We start from the raw sequence: 18,273 nt of genomic DNA on the forward strand, positions 1-18,273 counted from the left end.
TACTGTCTTTCAACTTTTAAATAACAACGGTTTAGCTATTTTCAATCTAATTTATATTTTTTGTGCACAGAACCTAGCTTTTAGAGATAAAAAGATAAATTATATCAATTACTTTTTCTTATTAAAAGAAAACCATTTATCATAAACATGGTCTAAATGATTTGTGCTTGACTGATAACCTTTAATATATGGTTTAACTAAATGAGTCACCGTACCTGAGAAAAGCGGTATAATAGGATAGTCAGCCATAGCTAAATTTAAAGCCTTGGTATAGTAAGGCTTAGCAGCTGCTGGATTCGGCTGTTTCTCGCCTTCTTTAATTAACTTATCATACTCCGGATTACAGTATCCAGTATAATTATCATCATTATTACACATCCACATATCCGCAAAATTATCTATAGCATTAAAATCAGCAATCCACCCTCCTCTAGCAACACCATTATACGCACGGGCTGATCTTATTTTTATAAACACCTTAAACTCAGAATTCGCCTCTTTTGACTCAACTCCCAAAGTATCTTTCCACATTTGAGCGATAGCTTCAACATTCTTCTTAATTACGTTTTCTGTATTATATTCTATATCTACTTTAAGTGGATGATCTTTAGAGTATCCTGCCTCTTTATAAAGTTTTTTAGCTACAGCAATACGTTTAGACATTGGCCAATCTTTCCACTTATAACCAATATCTTTATACATACCTCCCTCAATACTACTAGGGAAAAAGCTATATGTTGGTGTTTCTCCATCTTTTGTAACATATTTAACTAAATCTTTACGATTAATAACCATAGATAATGCTTGACGTAATTTAAGATTATCTTTAAAAGGAGGTTTAGTTAAATTAAAATTTAAATACTCTAGAGTCAACCATTCTGCATGGCGAACTTGACTACCATACTTTTGCTTAATTGCTTTTAAATTACTAACTGGGACAGAGGAAACAAAATCTAAACGACCTGATTCATAAGCATTATAGGCAGCTGTTCTATCAGTAATTGGTAAAAATTTTACATTTTTAATATGAACATTCTTAGCATCCCAATAATATGGATTCTTCGTAACAGTTATATGTCCATTTGGTATCCATTCTTTTAATTCATAAGGACCATTTGAAATAAGTTTGCCAGCCTGGAAAAAGCTTTCCCCATACTTCTCAACTCCTGGTGCATATACAGGATATGTGCTAGTATCTGCCATAATACTTAAAAAATAGTAAACTGGGTGATCAAGCGTTATTTGTAAAGTATATTTATTAATAGCTTTTACTCCCAGTGTAGAAACTGGCTTTTTACCATCCATAATTGCTTGAGCATTTTTAATTGGCGCTAGTTTATAACTCACTTCCGAAGCACTTTTAGGATTTACAGTTCGTCTAAGCGAGTAAACAAAATCTTCTGCTGTAATAGGCTCTCCATTTGACCATTTAGCATCTTTGCGTAGATAAAAGGTATAAACTAAATTATTATCTGAGATCTTCCAAGAAGTCGCTATGGCAGGAATAGGTTGATTTGCCTGATTCTCTCCAAGCAGTCCTTCTCCAAGATCATACTCAATAGCTGCTGAAACATTTGTTGAAACATGCATAGGATCCAAAGACTCAGGCTCAGTCAGGTTACCTTTAACAAGAGTATCTTTATCTGCAGGAGCATATATATCTGATTTTGACGATCCACTTTTATCCTCACTTGAGCTACAACTAACCAAACTCATTGTTAATAAGCTTGCGGCTACCATTATTATTAAACTTTTTTTAACCTTCATAATTACCCTTCAATACTTTCTTTGAAAAAAACCTTACTAAACATTCTAGCTAAAAGAAGTTCAAATCTATTAAATTTTACAGCTATTTTTTAAATAAAATTAATTTAATATTCATGATAGGTAATAAAATGATTTTACTTATATCGTCACAGACAGATTAAGTTAAAATGATAAAGAATATAAAATAATTAGGAAGAAGATTAGGTTTTATATAACGTTTGTTACTTGTGTAAGAACACCTAAAAGAAGCATCGGCATGATACCTAAGAACAACAGCACTAAACCATTTACACTTAAAGCAACAAGTGTAGATAATGGCGCCTTAACTTTATGATCATTTTCTGGATCATCAAAATACATAGTCTTAATTACTCGTACATAGTAGAACGAAGCGATTACAGCCATCATTAATACAAAACATGCTAGCACATAATTACCATCATTAATTAGACCCATCACAACAAATAGCTTAGCGATAAATCCACCAAATGGAGGGATACCTGCCATTGAGAATAAAACTATAAGTAAGATAAATGACAACCATGAGTTCTTTGTGTTAAATCCTTTAAGATCTTTCAAAGTCTGAACCTCATAACCGCCCACACTAATAGCTGTAAGAACCCCAAAAGCTGCTAAAGCTGTAAATACATAAACAATTACATAAAAACTTGCAGCAGTTAACGCATAACCTTGTGGGTTTAATGTTGTAGCTAAAAGTACAAAACCTATTTGAGAAACTGTAGAGTAACCAAGTAATCTTTTTATATTAGTCTGAGATAGTGCAACTAAACTACCAAAGAATATTGATAAGATACCAATTACTTTGAATAAGTATACCCATGAATCTTTAAGTGAAGGAAAGCCTACAAAAAGAATATTCACAAGCATCGCAAAAGCAGCTACTTTAGGAATAGTTGCAACAATATTAGCTACTGCATTTGGTGCACCTTGATAAACATCTGGCAACCACATATGAAATGGAAATGCTCCAAGCTTGAATAAGAATGTGGCAATCATCATCACTAAACAAACTAGTAAGAATTTCTGCTCTAAGCCTGTAAAGTTATTATGTGCTAAAGCATGAGCTATACCTGAAATATTTAGCTGACCAGTCATACCATAAACAAAAGACATACCAAATAGTAAAAGAGCAGAAGCAATCGCACCTAATACGAAGTATTTAATAGATGCCTCTAAGCCTTCACCTGAATTTCTGTAGATAGCAATTAAAGCATACAAAGGTAATGATAAAAGCTCTAAACCAACATATATAGTAATCAAACTATGTCCTGCTATTAGAACCATCGCACCTAGCACACATAGCATTAAAAGAGTATAAAAATCACCATCAGATATTTTTCTATCTCTAACATATTCTCTTGAATATAAGGCAACAAATAGAGATAAAATTAATATCGTGATCTGTAAAGTATAAGCAAAGCCACTAAATACAACCTGCCCCTCAAAAACCGAACCACTTGACTGAAGTAAGTAGTCTTTAGCAAATGTAGCTATAAGAGCTAGTGCCGCAAACACTTGGAAAAATATATAATTTATATTTCTTATTTTTCCATGTAGGAACAATCCTGAAAACATTACAACTATAATACCAACAGCTAATAATATTTCCGGTAATATGTAAAGTATTGATAAACTCATAATCAAAACACCACCTTATAGAGATAAACCAACAATATTTGCCGATGCAGCAGCTGAAAGATGCAATATCGGCTCTGGATAAAAACCAAACAATAAAGTCGGCACCGCTAACAATATAAATACAAAGAACTCCATCTTACCTAAATCTTTAAGATTAGCCACTTGCGTAGACACAACCTCTCCAAAGAAAACTCTCTTATACATCCATAGTGTATATATAGGAGCAATTATCAAAGTCAGACCAGCTATCAAAGCTATTAATGGAGAGTACTGGAATACTGCTAATAAAATCATAAACTCACCCACAAAACCACTTGTACCAGGTAAGCCTACATTAGCCATACAGAAAAGTAAGAAGAATGTTGCAAATATCGGCATAGTTTTAGCTACACCAGAAAAATCAGAGATTTGTCTTGTATGCATTCTTAAATACAAATAACCAACACCAATAAACATACCACCAGATGAAAACGCATGAGCTATCATTTGGAACACTGCACCTTGGATAGCAAGTTGGGCATGAGTATTTCCTAAAGCTGTACCATCTTTTAAAATAAAGATCGAAAATAAACCAAGAGTAACAAGCCCCATATGCGAAATTGATGAATATGCGATTAGTCTTTTAACATCTGTTTGTGCTACAGCTACTATACCAACATAAACAATTGCTATTAGAGACATAATTATTAGTACATATTCTAGAGATGCTGTTACTTCAGGTAACATTGGAATAGCAAATCTTAAGAAACCATACGCCCCTAACTTAAGCATTAGTGCTGCTAATATGACAGAACCACCAGCAGGAGCTTCTGAATGAGCATCAGGTAACCAAGAGTGGAATGGCCACATTGGAATCTTAACAGCAAATGCTAAGAAAAATGCTCCAAAGACTAACCATTGAGCAGTAAGAGTAAAGTTAACTCCATTTGCCAATGCTTGAGAATGTGTTGCCCAAGCAATAAAGTTTTGAATAGAATAAGTATCTGCACTTACTAAAACATCTGAAGGAGATGCAGCTACTTTTGTCTGTATATACAGAATAGCAGCTAATAAAAATACTGAACCAAAGAATGTATACATAAAGTATTTAACAGCGGCATATGCTTTATTTTTACCACCCCAGATACCTATACCTAGACAAGTTGGAATAAGCAATGCTTCCCAGAAAATATAGAACAATATAGAGTCTGTCGCACAAAAAACACCATTTGTTAAACCACATGTGATCAAAAAAATTGCCATGTACTGTCTAACTTTGGTTTTAATCGATGTCCAAGCAGCCAATACAATTACTAAAGTTGCAAAACAAGTTAAAACAATAAATAGTACAGAGAAACCATCAACCCCAAGGTTATAGTAAACATCATGCATCCCAAAAACCTTGAACCATGTAAATGACTCTTGGAATTGCATAGCTGAGCTACCATAATCAAAAGATGCTACTAATGGTACACATAACGCTAGAGTTAAACAGCTAAACACTAGTGCAACCCAACGAGCAGCATCACCATGTAACTCTTCAGTTTTTGTTGCTAAGACAACAAAGCCGCCAATTATTGGTAGCCAAATTATCAAACTTAATAAATAATTACCTAAATTCATAATACAAATTTACCCCTAACCTGCCTAAACTAAAATCAGCAAAATCATAAATAACAATACACCTATCATCAATACAAATGCATAGTCAAACAGATACCCACGTTGGATCTTTCTAAAACTATCACCAGTATGATAAATTAAGCTAGACGTACCTTGGACAACTGCCTTATCTATGATAAATATGTCTATAACTTTCCATAAGAAGTTACTAATAGCTAAGAAAATTGCAACAAAAACAACATCATATAATGCATCGATGAAGTATTTCTTAACTAAAATATGATAAACAATTCCTACGCCAGATTTTGTACTAGCTAAAGCTCTAGGAATGCTTGGTAGCCATATATAAAGCACATATGATAATACTAAAGCACTAGTTGCTAACCAGAAAGGCACAGTTGAAACAGAATGCTTAATAAAGGCAAATGAATTAAATGTATCAGGCTCGCTCGCTAAATCAGCCGTTACAGACATACCATGTAACCCTGATTGAACGTATGAACTTATAGTGTTACCAAACAGTCCATGACTTTGTGATAATATACTTGTAAAGAAGTACTCACCGATAAAAGCAGAAGGTATTGCTAATAATATTAACGGTATCAATATGCTTAAAGGAGACTCTTTAATATGTGATTTTTCTTCTTCAGACATTCTCTCTTTACCATGGAAAACTAAGAAGAACATTCTAAATATATAAAAAGATGTTACAAAAGCACATGCTAATACCATATAGTATGCAAACTGATGCCCAAATACTGTAGTTGTTTGTGCTGCCTCAATAATTAGATCTTTAGAGAAGAAGCCAGAAAATGGTGGAAGAGCTGCAAGTGCCCATGCACCAATAAACATACACAAGTATGTAACAGGCATATATTTTCTTAAGCCACCCATTCTGCGAATATCTTGCTCATGGTGCATAGCCACAATAACAGAACCTGCCGCTAAGAATAACAATGCTTTAAACATTGCATGAGTCATAAGGTGAAACATTCCTATTGAAAATGCACCTGCACCTTGTGCAACCATCATATAACCAAGTTGCGATAATGTACAATAAGCAATAACTCTTTTAATATCCGTTTGTACAATAGCAATCAAACCCATAAATAAACAAGTGATTGCACCTATTATAAGTACAAAACTTAGAGCAGCCTCAGACAAGACAAACATTGGGGAAAGTCTAGCTACCATAAATACACCAGCTGTTACCATTGTCGCAGCATGTATCAAGGCAGAAATTGGAGTAGGACCTTCCATTGATCCTTCTAACCATGAGTGTAGCGGGAACTGTGCTGATTTACCCATTGCACCGATAAATAAAAGCACACACATTAAAGTAACAGGGCTAAAGCTCATTCCTAAGAAGTGTACAACTTGAGTATTATCAATGTTTGGTAAAGCTGCAAAAACAGTTGTGTAGTCGACAGATCCTGTATACAGAATAACAGCTCCGATACCTAGTAAGAAGCCTAAATCCCCTATTCTATTTACAATAAACGCTCTTAAACTTGCCACATTAGCATTATCTCTATTGAAATAAAAACCAATTAGTAAATATGAGAATAAGCCAACACCTTCCCATCCAAAGAATAAAAGTAAGAAGTTATTGCCCATAACTAGACATAGCATTGCAAATGTAAAGCCTGAGATATATGAGAAGAATCTTGCGTAACCTTCTTCACCTTTCATATATCCAATGGAGTAAATATGCACTAATGTTGATACAAATGTCACAATTAGCATCATATATACTGTAATTCTATTTACAGTAAAACCAATATCGAAAGAAAACAGTTTTGAAACTGGAGCCCATTGATAATAGCTAACACTATAAACTTCAGAGCCGCTAAATACACCACAAGCTAAAATCACACTAAGAACAAATGAAAGTCCACATAGTGAAATTGTGAAAAAATTAACACCTGCATTTTTGACAGATTTACCACCAAAGCCAGCAATTATTGCTCCAAGTAAAGGTGCTAAAACTATAACTGCGATTAATACAGCTGCTACTTGAGTACTTATTATCATAGCTTGATTAACCTCTCAGTGTATTAAGTTTACTTAAATCAATAGTTTTACGCTTTCTCGATATGGCAACAACTATAGCTAAACCTATTGCTGTTTCAGCAGCTGCTACTGCCATTATAAAGAATACAAAAACTCCGCCCATTGCTTGATGATGCATATTAGCAAATATCAAAAAATTTGTATTAACCGCTAAAAGCATTAGTTCTATAGACATTAAAAGTATCAAGATACTTCTTCTATTTATAATGATTCCGGCAACACTAATAACAAATAAAATCGTACTAAAAATTAGTCCATTTGTAACTGAAACTGAGATACTACTGCCCATCTTTCGCACCCTCTTTATTACTTGGCATCTTCACCATAGTCAGACGATCTTTCGCCCTAACTTTAACCTGCTTAGTTGGGTTAACTGACTTATTATCTTTACGCTTAGGTCTTAATGTAAGCGTTACTGCTGCAGTCATCGCTGCCAATAATATAAAGTCAATAAGCTCAAACACATACAAGTTGTTATTATTAAACATAGTTGAGCCTATTGTTTTTAATCCACCGACTCCACCTTGCATAGTTACACCTGCAAATACATGTGTAACCGCATAACTAATAATCGTTGCAAATATGGCACAAACTATTATCGCAGCTAAAGCATAGAAGAATCTCCCAACTCTTCCTTCTTTTTCAACATGTAAATCTAACATGAAGACCACAAACAAGAACATCACTAGTACAGCACCAACATAAACAACTATGAGTAATAATGCCAAATATACTTGTTGTAAAATAATCCAAACAGCCGCAGTAAATATAAATGTAAATATCATCGCGATTACTGAGTTAACAGGATTATTCCCCAACACCAATACTAGAGCTGAAATAATAGCTAGCGATGCAAAAATATAAAATAAAATATCTGTTACAATCATCTTTTTACCTAAAATCCTTATCTTGTAGCCTATCAGCAGCTATTTGCGACTCATACTTATCACCTACAGCAAGAAGTTTAGCTTTTGTCATAATATTCTCACCGCGCTCTTCAAAGTGGTATTCTAGAATATTTGTCTCAACAATTGAATCAACAGGACAAGACTCCTCACAGTAACCACAGAAGATACACTTAAATAAGTCTATTTCATAACTTGAAGTTCTACGCGAACCATCTTCTCTTTCAGTTGAATTAATCGTGATAGCTAACGCAGGACAAACTACCTCACATAGTTTACACGCAATACATCTTTCTTCACCATTTTCATAGCGTCTAAGAGCATGTAAACCTCTAAATCTATTAGATATCGGAGTTTTTTCATCTGGATACTGTACTGTAACCTTGCGCGTAAAAAAGTGTTTACCTGTTACTTTAAGACCTTTTAAAAGCTCCCATAGTAAAAAGGTTTTAAAAAAATTCGTTATATTTCTCATATCACTATCCCTTACCACCAAGGTCCTAGACCAAATCTAACCATACAAGCAACTACTACAACCCATACAAATGTTAAAGGTATAAATATCTTCCAACCCAAACGCATAATTTGGTCATATCTATATCTAGGGTATGTAGCTCTTACCCATAAAAACATGAACATGAAAATACCAGTTTTACCAAATAACCAAATAACTCCTGGCACAAAGCTAAACACGTGCTCTAAAGGAGTTGCTTGGAATGGTGAGTTCCAACCACCTAAAAACATAATAGATGTTAATATACTAATCAAAATCATATTTGCATATTCAGCCAAGAAGAATAAAGCAAATCTTGCACCTGTATATTCTATATGGTGACCAGCAACAATTTCTGACTCACCTTCCACAACATCAAAAGGTGCTCTGTTTGTCTCAGCGATACCTGCTATAAAATACACAATGAATAACGGGAATAAAGGTATAAAATACCAGTGCCATATCCCACCAACCTGAGCGTCTATAATCCCTGTAATTCCCATTGAGCCTGCTGCAATTACAACACCCACGATAGAAAAGCTCATAGCTAACTCATAAGATATAACCTGCGCACCTGCTCTTAAAGCACCAAATAGTGAATATTTATTGTTTGACGCCCAACCTGCTATCACAATCCCATAAATTGAGAATGAAGTCATTGCTAGGATATATAATAGACCCAAGTTCATATCCGATAGCACCACCCCTCTTGAGAAAGGTATAACAGCCCAAGCTGCATAAGCTGGTGCAAATGCTAATATCGGAGCTATGAAGAATAAGTATCTATTTGACTTATTTGGAATGATTATCTCTTTTAAGAAAAGCTTCAGTGCATCAAAGATTGGCTGTAATAAACCAAATGAACCAACCCTGTTTGGCCCAAGTCTATCCTGCATATATCCAATTACTTTTCTTTCTGCATATGTATAATAAGCTACTACTAATATTAGAGGAATTATTATTAACAACGTATACAGAACTGTCCATAAAATATACTCTATCATATTACTTCTCCCCTTCTACTAGCTTAATATTAACGCTATCACCTTGCATAAAATCTTTATACAGACTTCTCGGGATCATAATATTTTTAGCTTGCAAGCTTGGATCAACGATAACTTCTGGGTTTATCTCATTATCTATATCATAAATCTTAACAGTGCCTGATTTGACTTTAAGACCAATATCATCCGCTAATTCTTGAGATATTCTTACACCAGAGAATCTCTTCGCATCTTTTGTCTGTTGAAGAGGCTCAGCTCTTCTTAATAAACTACTAGAGCCATAAACAGGGTTTGATGCTAAAAATGCTATATTCTTTTGGTAATCAAGACTTGCATTTAATATCTGAGTAACATGGTTTATAGATACTCTAGTCCTATTTGCATAAGTATCTTCAGAAACCTCATTTATAGAGTTATACTCAAATCCTTCTAAGCCTAAAAGATTGCCAAGAACTCTTAGTATTCTCCATAACTCTTTGTTTTCAGCATACGGCTTAACAACTTGCTTAAACTCTTTTGTGTTACCAAACATATCAACGAAGCTACCACTAGTTTCGTAATGAGTAGCTACTGGTATAATTATATCAGCTACATCTTTAGTAAACCTATCTGCAAATGGAGTAAAGCTTACAACTATATCTATATCATCTAGAGCTTTTCTAAGTTTTTGCTCACCATATAAGCTATCTTTAGATAATTCAGTATGAGCTGTCAAAAGAAGTTTAGTCTTTGTTTGAGCATTTAAACACTTATATGTACTAAACTTTGTTTTAGATGAGCTAAGGATTCTATCAGCAGCCACTGAGTTAACATCACTAGCTAAAACACCGCCCTTAATATTTGTAACTTTTTCTAAAACATCTAGCACACAAAACACCGTTTCAAAAGCATCCGAGTTTACAATATCCTGACCGATAATTATCTTAGGGTTATCTGCAGCTATTATTTTATCTGCCGCATCTCTTATTTCTCCTGCTGGATCAACTTTTCTTAAGATTTCATCTAAATCGCCATATGGCAAGTTTGCTCTAACAAAAATTGCCTTAAGCAAGGACAATGCTATGTACTGGATATTATCAGCTGCTAACCTAACTTGTTTGATATCATAATTAAAGCTATAGTCACAAACATTCCAAGCAACTGCATTAGCATTATTTTTTTCAACAGCATCTTTAACAGCTAAGTTAACTAAAGGATATTCTTTTCTAATATTTGAACCAAATACTAATACAAAATCACTACTTCTAATATCATCTAAAGAACAGCTTAGGCCTTTACCTGAGCTAATACCTGAAATATCAGCATATTGTCTCACACGAGCATCAATATTATCTGAACCTACTGAAGCTAGTAGTTTCTTCATCAAAAACATTTCTTCTGATGTTGAAGATTCAGACATAATAGCTGAGATAGCTTCAACGCCATCTTTTTCTTTAGTTTTTTCAATAGCTACTTTAACAAAATCAAGAGCCTCTTCCCAAGAAACATTTGTCCAACCGCCAGATTTTTTAATCATTGGTTGCTGAATTCTTTCTTGGCTATACAAGCCTGAATACTCAAATCTATCTCTATCAGCTATCCATGTACCTGTTACCTCGCTTTCTCTTGGAACAACACGAACGAGCTTGTTTTGATAAACATGAGCATTTATATCTACAGCCAATGCATCACCTGATGAGACTGTTGAATACTGTTTAAGCTCCCATGCTCTAGCCTTAAATCTAAAGGGTTTTGATGTAAGAGCTCCAACTGGACACAAGTCTATAACATTACCAGATATTTCTGAGTCAAGCATATCTCCAGAAACATAAGTGCTAATAGAAGAGTGATCTCCTCTACCCATAACACCTAACTCTTTAATTCCCGCAACTTCGTCTCCAAAGCGAACACAACGTGTACATAAAATACATCTTGTCATGTCAGTAGCTACTAGCGAACCTAAATCAGGATCTGCAACAGCTCTCTTTGACTCAACATAATCAGAAGCAGTTTTACCATACCCCATAGCAATATCTTGCAACTCACACTCACCACCTTGATCACATATTGGGCAATCCAATGGATGGTTTATCAGTAAGAACTCCATCATGTCTTTTTGCATCTTCAATGCTGTCTCAGAGCGAGTTTTGACTTTCATGCCATCCATAATAGGTGTCGCACAGGCCGGAGATGCTCTTCTAGCACCTTCAACATCAACTAGACACATCCTGCAATTAGCAGCTACGGATAATTTTTTATGATAGCAGAATCTTGGAATATAAATACCATTCTCATCTGCAACTTCTATAATTGATTGATTAGGTAAAGCTTCATAATTTTTACCATCAATCTCTATATTTATTCTTTTGGATTCTTTATTGTCTGACACAGAACTACCTCAATCAACTATTGATCCACTATACTTTTACCATTATTCTCAATCATATAAACAAACTCATCTCTAAACTTATTTATATAACTTTGTACTGGCCATGCAGCTGCATCACCTAAGCCACAAATACTATTTCCTTCTATATTTGTCGCCACTCTTACAAGACTATCTATATCTTCAGGTCTACCTTCACCAGCTATGATCCTATGCAATGTACGAGCAAGCCAACCCGTTCCCTCTCTACATGGCGTACACTGACCGCAAGACTCTTCATGATAAAAATCTGCTAATCTAGCTAGTGTTCTGACCATACATGTAGTCTCATCTAGCACAACAACTGCTCCAGAACCTAGCATTGAGCCAGCTTCAGCTATAGATTCATAATCCATATTCGCTTTTAGCATTTCTTCGCCCGTTAGAATCTTAGAAGAGCTACCACCAGGTATCACAGCTTTAAGCTTATGGCCCTTACGCACACCACCACATATTTCTAATAGCTCTTTGAAAGGCATACCTAAACCAATCTCAACAACTCTTTGCTTTTCAACATGGCCTGAAACACAAAACAACTTTGTACCGCCACTTTTCTCAGTACCTAGTTTCTTAAACCATTCGCCACCATGTTGTAATATTGCTGGCACAGATGCATATGTTTCAGTATTGTTTATATTTGTTGGTTTACCATATAAACCTACAAACGCTGGGAAAGGCGGTTTAAATCTCGGACGACCTTTCTTACCCTCTAGAGAGTTTAAAAGCGCAGTCTCCTCTCCACATATATATGCACCAGCACCTACTGCTGAATATAAATCAAATGAAATCCCAGATGATTTTATATTAGAGCCTAATATACCTGCTTGATAAGCTTCTATAAGAGCATCTTCAAATCTTCTTATAGGCTCATAAAACTCGCCTCTAGTATAATTATAACCAGCTGTAGCTCCAACCACATAACCAGCAATAGCCATACCCTCAATAAGTTGATGAGGATTTCTTCTTAGAATTTCTCTATCTTTACAAGTCCCTGGCTCACCCTCATCTGAATTACAGACAACATATTTTTGCCCTGGAGTATTACGTGGCATAAAACTCCACTTCAACCCAGTAGGGAAACCTGCACCACCTCTACCTCTAAGCCCTGATGTTTTTAACTCTTCTATTATCTGCTCAGGAGGAATTTTTTCAGTTAATATTCTATTCCAATAAGAATATCCTCCTACAGATAAATAAGATTCCAAACTATAAGACTCATTTAAATGTAGGGTACGAAAACAAACTTCATTAGCCATTTACCACTACTCCAAAGAATCAATAAGTTGATTCACTTTTTCTATAGTCAAATTTTCATAAAAAACTTTATCCACCTCTAGCATTGGTGAACCACAACACGCACCTTGGCACTCTACTTCTTTTAGCGTTATACGACCATCTTTTGTAGTCTGACCAGGCTTGATGCCAAGTTTTTTCTCAATATGCTTCAAAATATCATATGCTCCATTTAGCATACATGAAACATTTGTACAAAGGTTTAGCTTATGTCTACCAACTGGCTGAAGATCATACATACAATAAAAAGTAGCAACTTCATAAACATCTACTTTACTAACCTGCAAATACTCTGCTAAGGCCGTTTGTAAATCATCCGTCAAAAAACCACCATTTTGATCTTGTAAAATATGCAAGCCCTCTAATATAGCCGATCTTCTTTGATCTGCTGGAAACTTACTTAAAACTCTATCAATATCTTCTCTCGCTTGCGGCGATATTAAATCTACTAAAGACATCCTTCCTCTACCTATCTACATCACCAAACACAACATCTATTGTTGAGATAATTGCCGGAGCATCTGCTAACATATGCCCTGCTAATAACTCATCCATCGCACTAATATTTGCAAAACCTGGCGCTCTCATTTTCAGCCTATATGGCTTGTTTGCACCATCTGATTTTATATACACCCCAAACTCACCTTTAGGATGCTCCGTGCCAACATAAACCTCTCCCTCTGGAGTGCAATACCCTTCTGAGAAAAGTTTAAAGTGATGAATAAGCTCTTCCATATTATTTTTCATTGCATTTCTTTTTGGAGGAGCAACCTTATGATCATCTGAAAGCACTGCTCCTGGATTAGCTCTTAGCCAATCAACACACTGCTTCATAATCTTATTTGACTCACGCATCTCTGCCATTCTCACAAGATACCTATCATAACAGTCACCATTTGCACCTACAGGAATATCAAAGTCCAACTTATCATAAACCTCGTATGGTTGAGCTTTTCTGATATCCCAAGCAACTCCACTACCTCTAAGCATAGGACCTGTAAAACCAAGCTCCTTAGCTCTTTCAGCAGTAACAACACCAATATCAACTGTTCTTTGCTTCCAAAGTCTATTATCAGTTAAAAGAGTATCAATCTCATCTAGAGACTTCTCAAAATCAGTAACAAAAGAGTCTAAAAAATCGAGCATGCTACCTTGTCTATTAGCATTTATCTTTTTAGTTTTTCTCTTACTAGTAAATCTAGTTTGCTTATATTGTGGCATCTGTGTTGGTAGATCTCTAGCTACACCGCCAGGCCTAAAGTATGCTGCGTGCATACGAGCTCCCGATACAGCTTCATAACAATCAAAAAGATCTTCTCTAACTCTAAATGCATACAAGAAAACTGTCATTGCACCTAAGTCAATACCACATGCTGCAACCCATAAAAGGTGATTAAGAATCCTTGTCATCTCGGCAAACAATACTCGAATATACTGCCCTCTTTCTGGCACTTCTAACTCAAGCAGTTTCTCTATTGCCATAACATATGCATGCTCATTACACATCATCGATACATAATCTAGCCTATCCATATAACCAATGCTTTGATTATACGGTTTAAATTCAGCAAGCTTCTCTGTACCTCTATGTAGTAATCCCACATGAGGATCCGCTCTAACAACATTTTCACCATCTAGCTCTAAAATAAGCCTAAGAACACCGTGTGCTGCAGGGTGCACTGGACCAAAATTCAACGTATAGTTTTTATACTCTGCCATTCTAATAAATCCACAGTTTTTTAATTACGAATAACTCTTGGTGCATTAACCCTATCATCAATTTCTACAGGCTCATACACAACCTTACAAAGGTTCTCATCGTAGCGCATCTCAACATAACCAGTCTGAGGAAAGTCTTTCCTCAAAGGGTGACCCACAAAACCATAGTCCGTCAACACTCTTCTTAAATCTGGATGATTATTGAAATAAATCCCAAACATATCATATACTTCTCTTTCAGCCCAGTCAGCTGAAGGCCAAAGGTCACTAACTGAGTCAACCAAGATAATTTGAGCGTTTTTTAACTTACATTTAACTCTAACGCGTACATTATTTGCCATACTTAATAGCTGATAGATAATCTCAAACCTATTCACAACATCCGTTGTTTTGAAATCTTGTTGACGAGCTCTTGAGAAACCTTGTTGAGAAACAGCCTTACCAACCTGCCAATCTGATTGGCCATAAGTTAAATAATCGACAGCCGTCACATCAGTTAACTGCTCAAATGAATAACCTTTCTTAAGTTTTTTAAGAACTAGATGAATATCTCTTTGATCTCTTACTTCAATTGTTATTTCATCATAAGCAATATAACTCTTAACACCCAATCCATCTAAAACTTTATTTAAGTTTTCAAAATGGTCTTGTAAAGAAACATTCACTATTACTTCCTCGCTATAGTATTTGTTCTAACAATCTTGTTTTGAAGCTGTATAATTCCATACACCAAAGCCTCAGCAGTAGGAGGACATCCTGGAACATATATATCAACAGGAACAATCCTGTCACAACCTCTAACAACAGAATAAGAATAGTGATAATAACCACCACCATTTGCACATGACCCCATTGATATTACCCACTTAGGATCTGGCATCTGATCATAAACTTGTCTTAATGCTGGAGCCATTTTATTACATAATGTCCCAGCAACTATAAGAACATCTGATTGTCTTGGAGAAGGTCTAAAAACAATCCCAAACCTATCTAAATCATATCTTGCTGCACCTGCATGCATCATTTCAACAGCACAACACGCTAAACCTGTTGTAACCGGCCATAAAGACCCTGTTCTGACCCAATTTATCAGAGCATCTGCACTAGCTGTTATAAATCCTTTATTTTCGTTACCTATTCCCATTCCAAAGCTCCTTTCTTCCAGGCATAAATCAACCCTAGAAATAGCACTACTAAAAATATAATCATTGCCACGAAAGCATGACCTGAAATAGCTGGAAAACCAGCACTTGCTCTTAGGTTTATCCCCCAAGGAATAATAAATGCTAGCTCAAGATCAAAAATCAAAAACAATACAGCAATCAAGTAAAACCGTACATCCAATTTTTCCCTAGCATCCCCAAAAGTTGGAAATCCGCACTCAAATGTTTCACCCTTTGTTTCACTAGGTTTGTTCGCGCCAACAATGGTAGATAAAACCTTACCTACGATTGCAAAAGTAGCACCTAATCCGAAAGCAATGATGAGAAATATCAAAATTGGAGCGAATTGCCCGTAAATATTAGTAACCATAGAAAAATTATAAATATAATTCAAGTACCGCCAATAATAGCATAATTAAGGTCTAAGTACAAAATCAGAAGAGCATTTATACAGTAGATGCCTACTATAAAATTTCGCTCAACCTTATATTAACCAAAAACTAACATTTTATTTATTTAATTTTAACAGTTAGCAAAATAAAAGTATTTATATGGCTTTATACTACTAAAATATGGTTTAAATGTTTGCATTAGCAGTGAAAACTATGTAAGAATTTAAATTAAACAGTAGATAAATATAAAGAAAAATGAACTCTAAAAATCTTGATCTAAAAAAATTTGGCTTCAAAATCACCCAACCGCGATTGGAAATACTAAAATTATTTGAAGAAAATTTAGATAAGCATTTCAGCGCTGATGATATCTTTTCAGAGCTAAAGTCGCAAAAAAGCACCACTGGTATAGCTACTGTATACAGGGTCCTAGGTCAATTTGAATCAGCTGGAATAATAAATCGTCTTAAGTTAGATAACGATCAAGTAATGTATGAACTAAATCAAGGTGGCCATCATGATCACATAATATGCATTGAATGCAATGAAATCCAAGAATTTTATAATGAAGAAATAGAAAATCTCCAAAGACAAATTGCTGAATCATTTGGCGCAGAGTTGATAGATCACAGTTTAAACCTTTATGTTAAATGTAAATCTTGCCGAAAAAAATAATTCTAGTTTAATTTACCTAAAATAACTCTTTATATATTTTTTCTAAAGAAGCAGTACCACCACTTAGTAAATATAGGCCTTTCCCTATAGTGCCATATCCAGATAGTTTAATACTCACAGTATCTGGATATGAAATCTTAATCGAAAGTTTGCCAATCCAATAGTAATTACAATCAAATTTTAGTTTCTAAGGATCTTTCTTGAGCATATTCAAATGTATATCGCTTCTAAAATCAGCATCAGCATGTAAGACATTCTTTGTAGTTTTATAATCAAATAAATCTCCTACAATAGCTCTATCTAAGATCATCTTCTTACAGAGCTTTTCTCTAGTTTTCCATGAGGTAACTGAGACAATAGAAGAATTAAAATCAACCAATAAACACGGTATATATTTAAGTTCCAATCTCTTAGCGACTGAAAATCTATGATGTCCATCAAGTATTATATTAGTATTAATATCAACTAATATAGGAACTTTCCATATTCTACTTTCTAAAACCCTTTTATATAAGCTGTTAGCGTTTTCTTTAGATATTTTTTCTGACGGGATAAGTTCTGATATCTTTTTAAGACTAAATGTTAACATACTCTGTACTCCTAATAAGTTACTACCACATCCTGGATAATATGTGATCTTTTAAAAAAATTTTGTGATACACAATAGCTAATAAGTGCAAAACAAAACATATACCTAATATATATGCAAAAAATAGATGAAAGCTAAAAATATAATTAGATAAGCCTGTATGATTAGCAATCTGAGGAAGAGGTATTAAATAAAATATTTTTCTTTCATGTGCAGAAAATATAGATGCTACAATACCACTTAGAGACATACCCAATATACTTACATACAATCCAAAATGGACAATTTTAGCAAATATATAGTTGGTAAGTGATAGTTTTGGATTATAAGGCACACTTGGATTAATAATTCTTGTAATTATTAAAAATATAACAAGAATTAATGCTACGTAACCAAAAGATCTATGTAAATCAACTAACCAATCAGGTAATAATTTATAGTATGCAGCTATACCAAAAGGAAATTGTATAATTATAAAAAATCCCAAAGCCTTATGAGCTTGCCTGATCCAAAAATCATATTTCATTATCATACC

The 18,273-nt window shown here is 34.6% G+C and carries 18 protein-coding genes; 1 reads left to right on the top strand and 17 read right to left on the bottom strand.

Going from position 1 to position 18,273, the window contains the following annotated elements:
• Positions 1-108: 108 nt before the first annotated feature.
• From AB8E56_RS01950 to ndhC, 15 genes are all read right to left on the bottom strand, one after another.
• Complete coding sequence (locus tag AB8E56_RS01950) at positions 109-1,767, bottom strand: peptide ABC transporter substrate-binding protein (protein ID WP_329477406.1); 1,659 nt, start codon at positions 1,765-1,767, stop codon at positions 109-111.
• Between the two features lie 207 nt (positions 1,768-1,974).
• On the bottom strand, positions 1,975-3,426 hold the full coding sequence (locus AB8E56_RS01955; RefSeq protein ID WP_329477408.1) for an NADH-quinone oxidoreductase subunit N: 1,452 nt from the start codon (positions 3,424-3,426) through the stop codon (positions 1,975-1,977).
• A 15-nt stretch (positions 3,427-3,441) separates the two neighbouring features.
• Positions 3,442-5,028: an NADH-quinone oxidoreductase subunit M gene (locus AB8E56_RS01960; protein ID WP_329477410.1), complete on the bottom strand. Its 1,587-nt coding sequence runs from the start codon at positions 5,026-5,028 to the stop codon at positions 3,442-3,444.
• Positions 5,029-5,052: 24 nt separating this feature from the next.
• On the bottom strand, positions 5,053-7,062 hold the full coding sequence (gene nuoL, locus AB8E56_RS01965; protein ID WP_329477412.1) for an NADH-quinone oxidoreductase subunit L: 2,010 nt from the start codon (positions 7,060-7,062) through the stop codon (positions 5,053-5,055).
• Between the two features lie 7 nt (positions 7,063-7,069).
• Positions 7,070-7,390 carry an NADH-quinone oxidoreductase subunit NuoK gene (nuoK, locus tag AB8E56_RS01970; protein ID WP_329477414.1) on the bottom strand — a complete coding sequence of 107 codons (321 nt, stop codon included), beginning with the start codon at positions 7,388-7,390 and terminating at the stop codon, positions 7,070-7,072.
• A complete protein-coding gene (locus AB8E56_RS01975) occupies positions 7,380-7,988 on the bottom strand; it encodes an NADH-quinone oxidoreductase subunit J (RefSeq protein WP_329477416.1) in 609 nt (202 codons plus the stop codon). The genes nuoK and AB8E56_RS01975 overlap by 11 nt, the downstream gene beginning before the upstream one ends.
• 4 nt (positions 7,989-7,992) lie before the next feature.
• Entirely contained in the window at positions 7,993-8,481 is a 489-nt protein-coding gene (nuoI, locus tag AB8E56_RS01980; RefSeq protein WP_192578671.1) for an NADH-quinone oxidoreductase subunit NuoI, read from the bottom strand.
• An 11-nt stretch (positions 8,482-8,492) separates the two neighbouring features.
• The gene (nuoH, locus tag AB8E56_RS01985; protein ID WP_329477421.1) at positions 8,493-9,503 is read right to left on the bottom strand and encodes an NADH-quinone oxidoreductase subunit NuoH; all 1,011 of its coding nucleotides are present in this window, start codon (positions 9,501-9,503) and stop codon (positions 8,493-8,495) included.
• Between the two features lies 1 nt (position 9,504).
• Positions 9,505-11,871 carry an NADH-quinone oxidoreductase subunit NuoG gene (gene nuoG, locus AB8E56_RS01990; RefSeq protein WP_329477423.1) on the bottom strand — a complete coding sequence of 789 codons (2,367 nt, stop codon included), beginning with the start codon at positions 11,869-11,871 and terminating at the stop codon, positions 9,505-9,507.
• Between the two features lie 17 nt (positions 11,872-11,888).
• On the bottom strand, positions 11,889-13,163 hold the full coding sequence (gene nuoF, locus AB8E56_RS01995) for an NADH-quinone oxidoreductase subunit NuoF (RefSeq protein WP_329477425.1): 1,275 nt from the start codon (positions 13,161-13,163) through the stop codon (positions 11,889-11,891).
• A gap of 6 nt (positions 13,164-13,169) precedes the next feature.
• Positions 13,170-13,658, bottom strand: a complete 489-nt coding sequence (gene nuoE / locus AB8E56_RS02000; RefSeq protein ID WP_329477427.1) for an NADH-quinone oxidoreductase subunit NuoE — start codon at positions 13,656-13,658, stop codon at positions 13,170-13,172.
• A 7-nt stretch (positions 13,659-13,665) separates the two neighbouring features.
• On the bottom strand, positions 13,666-14,919 hold the full coding sequence (locus tag AB8E56_RS02005) for an NADH-quinone oxidoreductase subunit D (protein ID WP_329477429.1): 1,254 nt from the start codon (positions 14,917-14,919) through the stop codon (positions 13,666-13,668).
• A 20-nt stretch (positions 14,920-14,939) separates the two neighbouring features.
• On the bottom strand, positions 14,940-15,584 hold the full coding sequence (locus AB8E56_RS02010; protein WP_329477431.1) for an NADH-quinone oxidoreductase subunit C: 645 nt from the start codon (positions 15,582-15,584) through the stop codon (positions 14,940-14,942).
• Between the two features lie 2 nt (positions 15,585-15,586).
• Positions 15,587-16,063, bottom strand: a complete 477-nt coding sequence (locus AB8E56_RS02015; protein ID WP_329477433.1) for an NADH-quinone oxidoreductase subunit B family protein — start codon at positions 16,061-16,063, stop codon at positions 15,587-15,589.
• Complete coding sequence (gene ndhC, locus AB8E56_RS02020; protein ID WP_329477435.1) at positions 16,054-16,452, bottom strand: NADH-quinone oxidoreductase subunit A; 399 nt, start codon at positions 16,450-16,452, stop codon at positions 16,054-16,056. Before ndhC ends, AB8E56_RS02015 begins: the two co-directional genes overlap by 10 nt.
• 277 nt (positions 16,453-16,729) lie before the next feature.
• Here ndhC and AB8E56_RS02025 point away from each other — a divergent pair, with 277 nt between their 5' ends.
• Entirely contained in the window at positions 16,730-17,149 is a 420-nt protein-coding gene (locus tag AB8E56_RS02025; RefSeq protein WP_329477437.1) for a Fur family transcriptional regulator, read from the top strand.
• Positions 17,150-17,336: 187 nt separating this feature from the next.
• Here AB8E56_RS02025 and AB8E56_RS02030 read toward each other — a convergent pair whose 3' ends face one another.
• Both AB8E56_RS02030 and AB8E56_RS02035 read right to left on the bottom strand, forming a co-directional pair.
• A complete protein-coding gene (locus AB8E56_RS02030) occupies positions 17,337-17,738 on the bottom strand; it encodes a ParB N-terminal domain-containing protein (protein ID WP_329477439.1) in 402 nt (133 codons plus the stop codon).
• A gap of 22 nt (positions 17,739-17,760) precedes the next feature.
• The gene (locus AB8E56_RS02035; protein ID WP_329477441.1) at positions 17,761-18,264 is read right to left on the bottom strand and encodes a cytochrome b/b6 domain-containing protein; all 504 of its coding nucleotides are present in this window, start codon (positions 18,262-18,264) and stop codon (positions 17,761-17,763) included.
• Between the last annotated feature and the right edge of the window lie 9 nt (positions 18,265-18,273).

It is taken from the genome of Francisella sp. 19X1-34, from assembly GCF_041102755.1.
Taxonomy (GTDB): Bacteria; Pseudomonadota; Gammaproteobacteria; order Francisellales; family Francisellaceae; genus Francisella.

Coding starts and splice junctions, on each gene's coding strand:
- AB8E56_RS01950 (WP_329477406.1), bottom strand. CDS start 1,767: ATGAAGGTTAAAAAAAGTTTAATAATAATGGTAGCCGCAAGCTTATTA.
- AB8E56_RS01955 (WP_329477408.1), bottom strand. CDS start 3,426: ATGAGTTTATCAATACTTTACATATTACCGGAAATATTATTAGCTGTT.
- AB8E56_RS01960 (WP_329477410.1), bottom strand. CDS start 5,028: ATGAATTTAGGTAATTATTTATTAAGTTTGATAATTTGGCTACCAATA.
- nuoL (WP_329477412.1), bottom strand. CDS start 7,062: ATGATAATAAGTACTCAAGTAGCAGCTGTATTAATCGCAGTTATAGTT.
- nuoK (WP_329477414.1), bottom strand. CDS start 7,390: ATGGGCAGTAGTATCTCAGTTTCAGTTACAAATGGACTAATTTTTAGT.
- AB8E56_RS01975 (WP_329477416.1), bottom strand. CDS start 7,988: ATGATTGTAACAGATATTTTATTTTATATTTTTGCATCGCTAGCTATT.
- nuoI (WP_192578671.1), bottom strand. CDS start 8,481: ATGAGAAATATAACGAATTTTTTTAAAACCTTTTTACTATGGGAGCTT.
- nuoH (WP_329477421.1), bottom strand. CDS start 9,503: ATGATAGAGTATATTTTATGGACAGTTCTGTATACGTTGTTAATAATA.
- nuoF (WP_329477425.1), bottom strand. CDS start 13,163: ATGGCTAATGAAGTTTGTTTTCGTACCCTACATTTAAATGAGTCTTAT.
- nuoE (WP_329477427.1), bottom strand. CDS start 13,658: ATGTCTTTAGTAGATTTAATATCGCCGCAAGCGAGAGAAGATATTGAT.
- AB8E56_RS02005 (WP_329477429.1), bottom strand. CDS start 14,919: ATGGCAGAGTATAAAAACTATACGTTGAATTTTGGTCCAGTGCACCCT.
- AB8E56_RS02015 (WP_329477433.1), bottom strand. CDS start 16,063: ATGGGAATAGGTAACGAAAATAAAGGATTTATAACAGCTAGTGCAGAT.
- ndhC (WP_329477435.1), bottom strand. CDS start 16,452: ATGGTTACTAATATTTACGGGCAATTCGCTCCAATTTTGATATTTCTC.
- AB8E56_RS02025 (WP_329477437.1), top strand. CDS start 16,730: ATGAACTCTAAAAATCTTGATCTAAAAAAATTTGGCTTCAAAATCACC.
- AB8E56_RS02030 (WP_329477439.1), bottom strand. CDS start 17,738: ATGTTAACATTTAGTCTTAAAAAGATATCAGAACTTATCCCGTCAGAA.
- AB8E56_RS02035 (WP_329477441.1), bottom strand. CDS start 18,264: ATGAAATATGATTTTTGGATCAGGCAAGCTCATAAGGCTTTGGGATTT.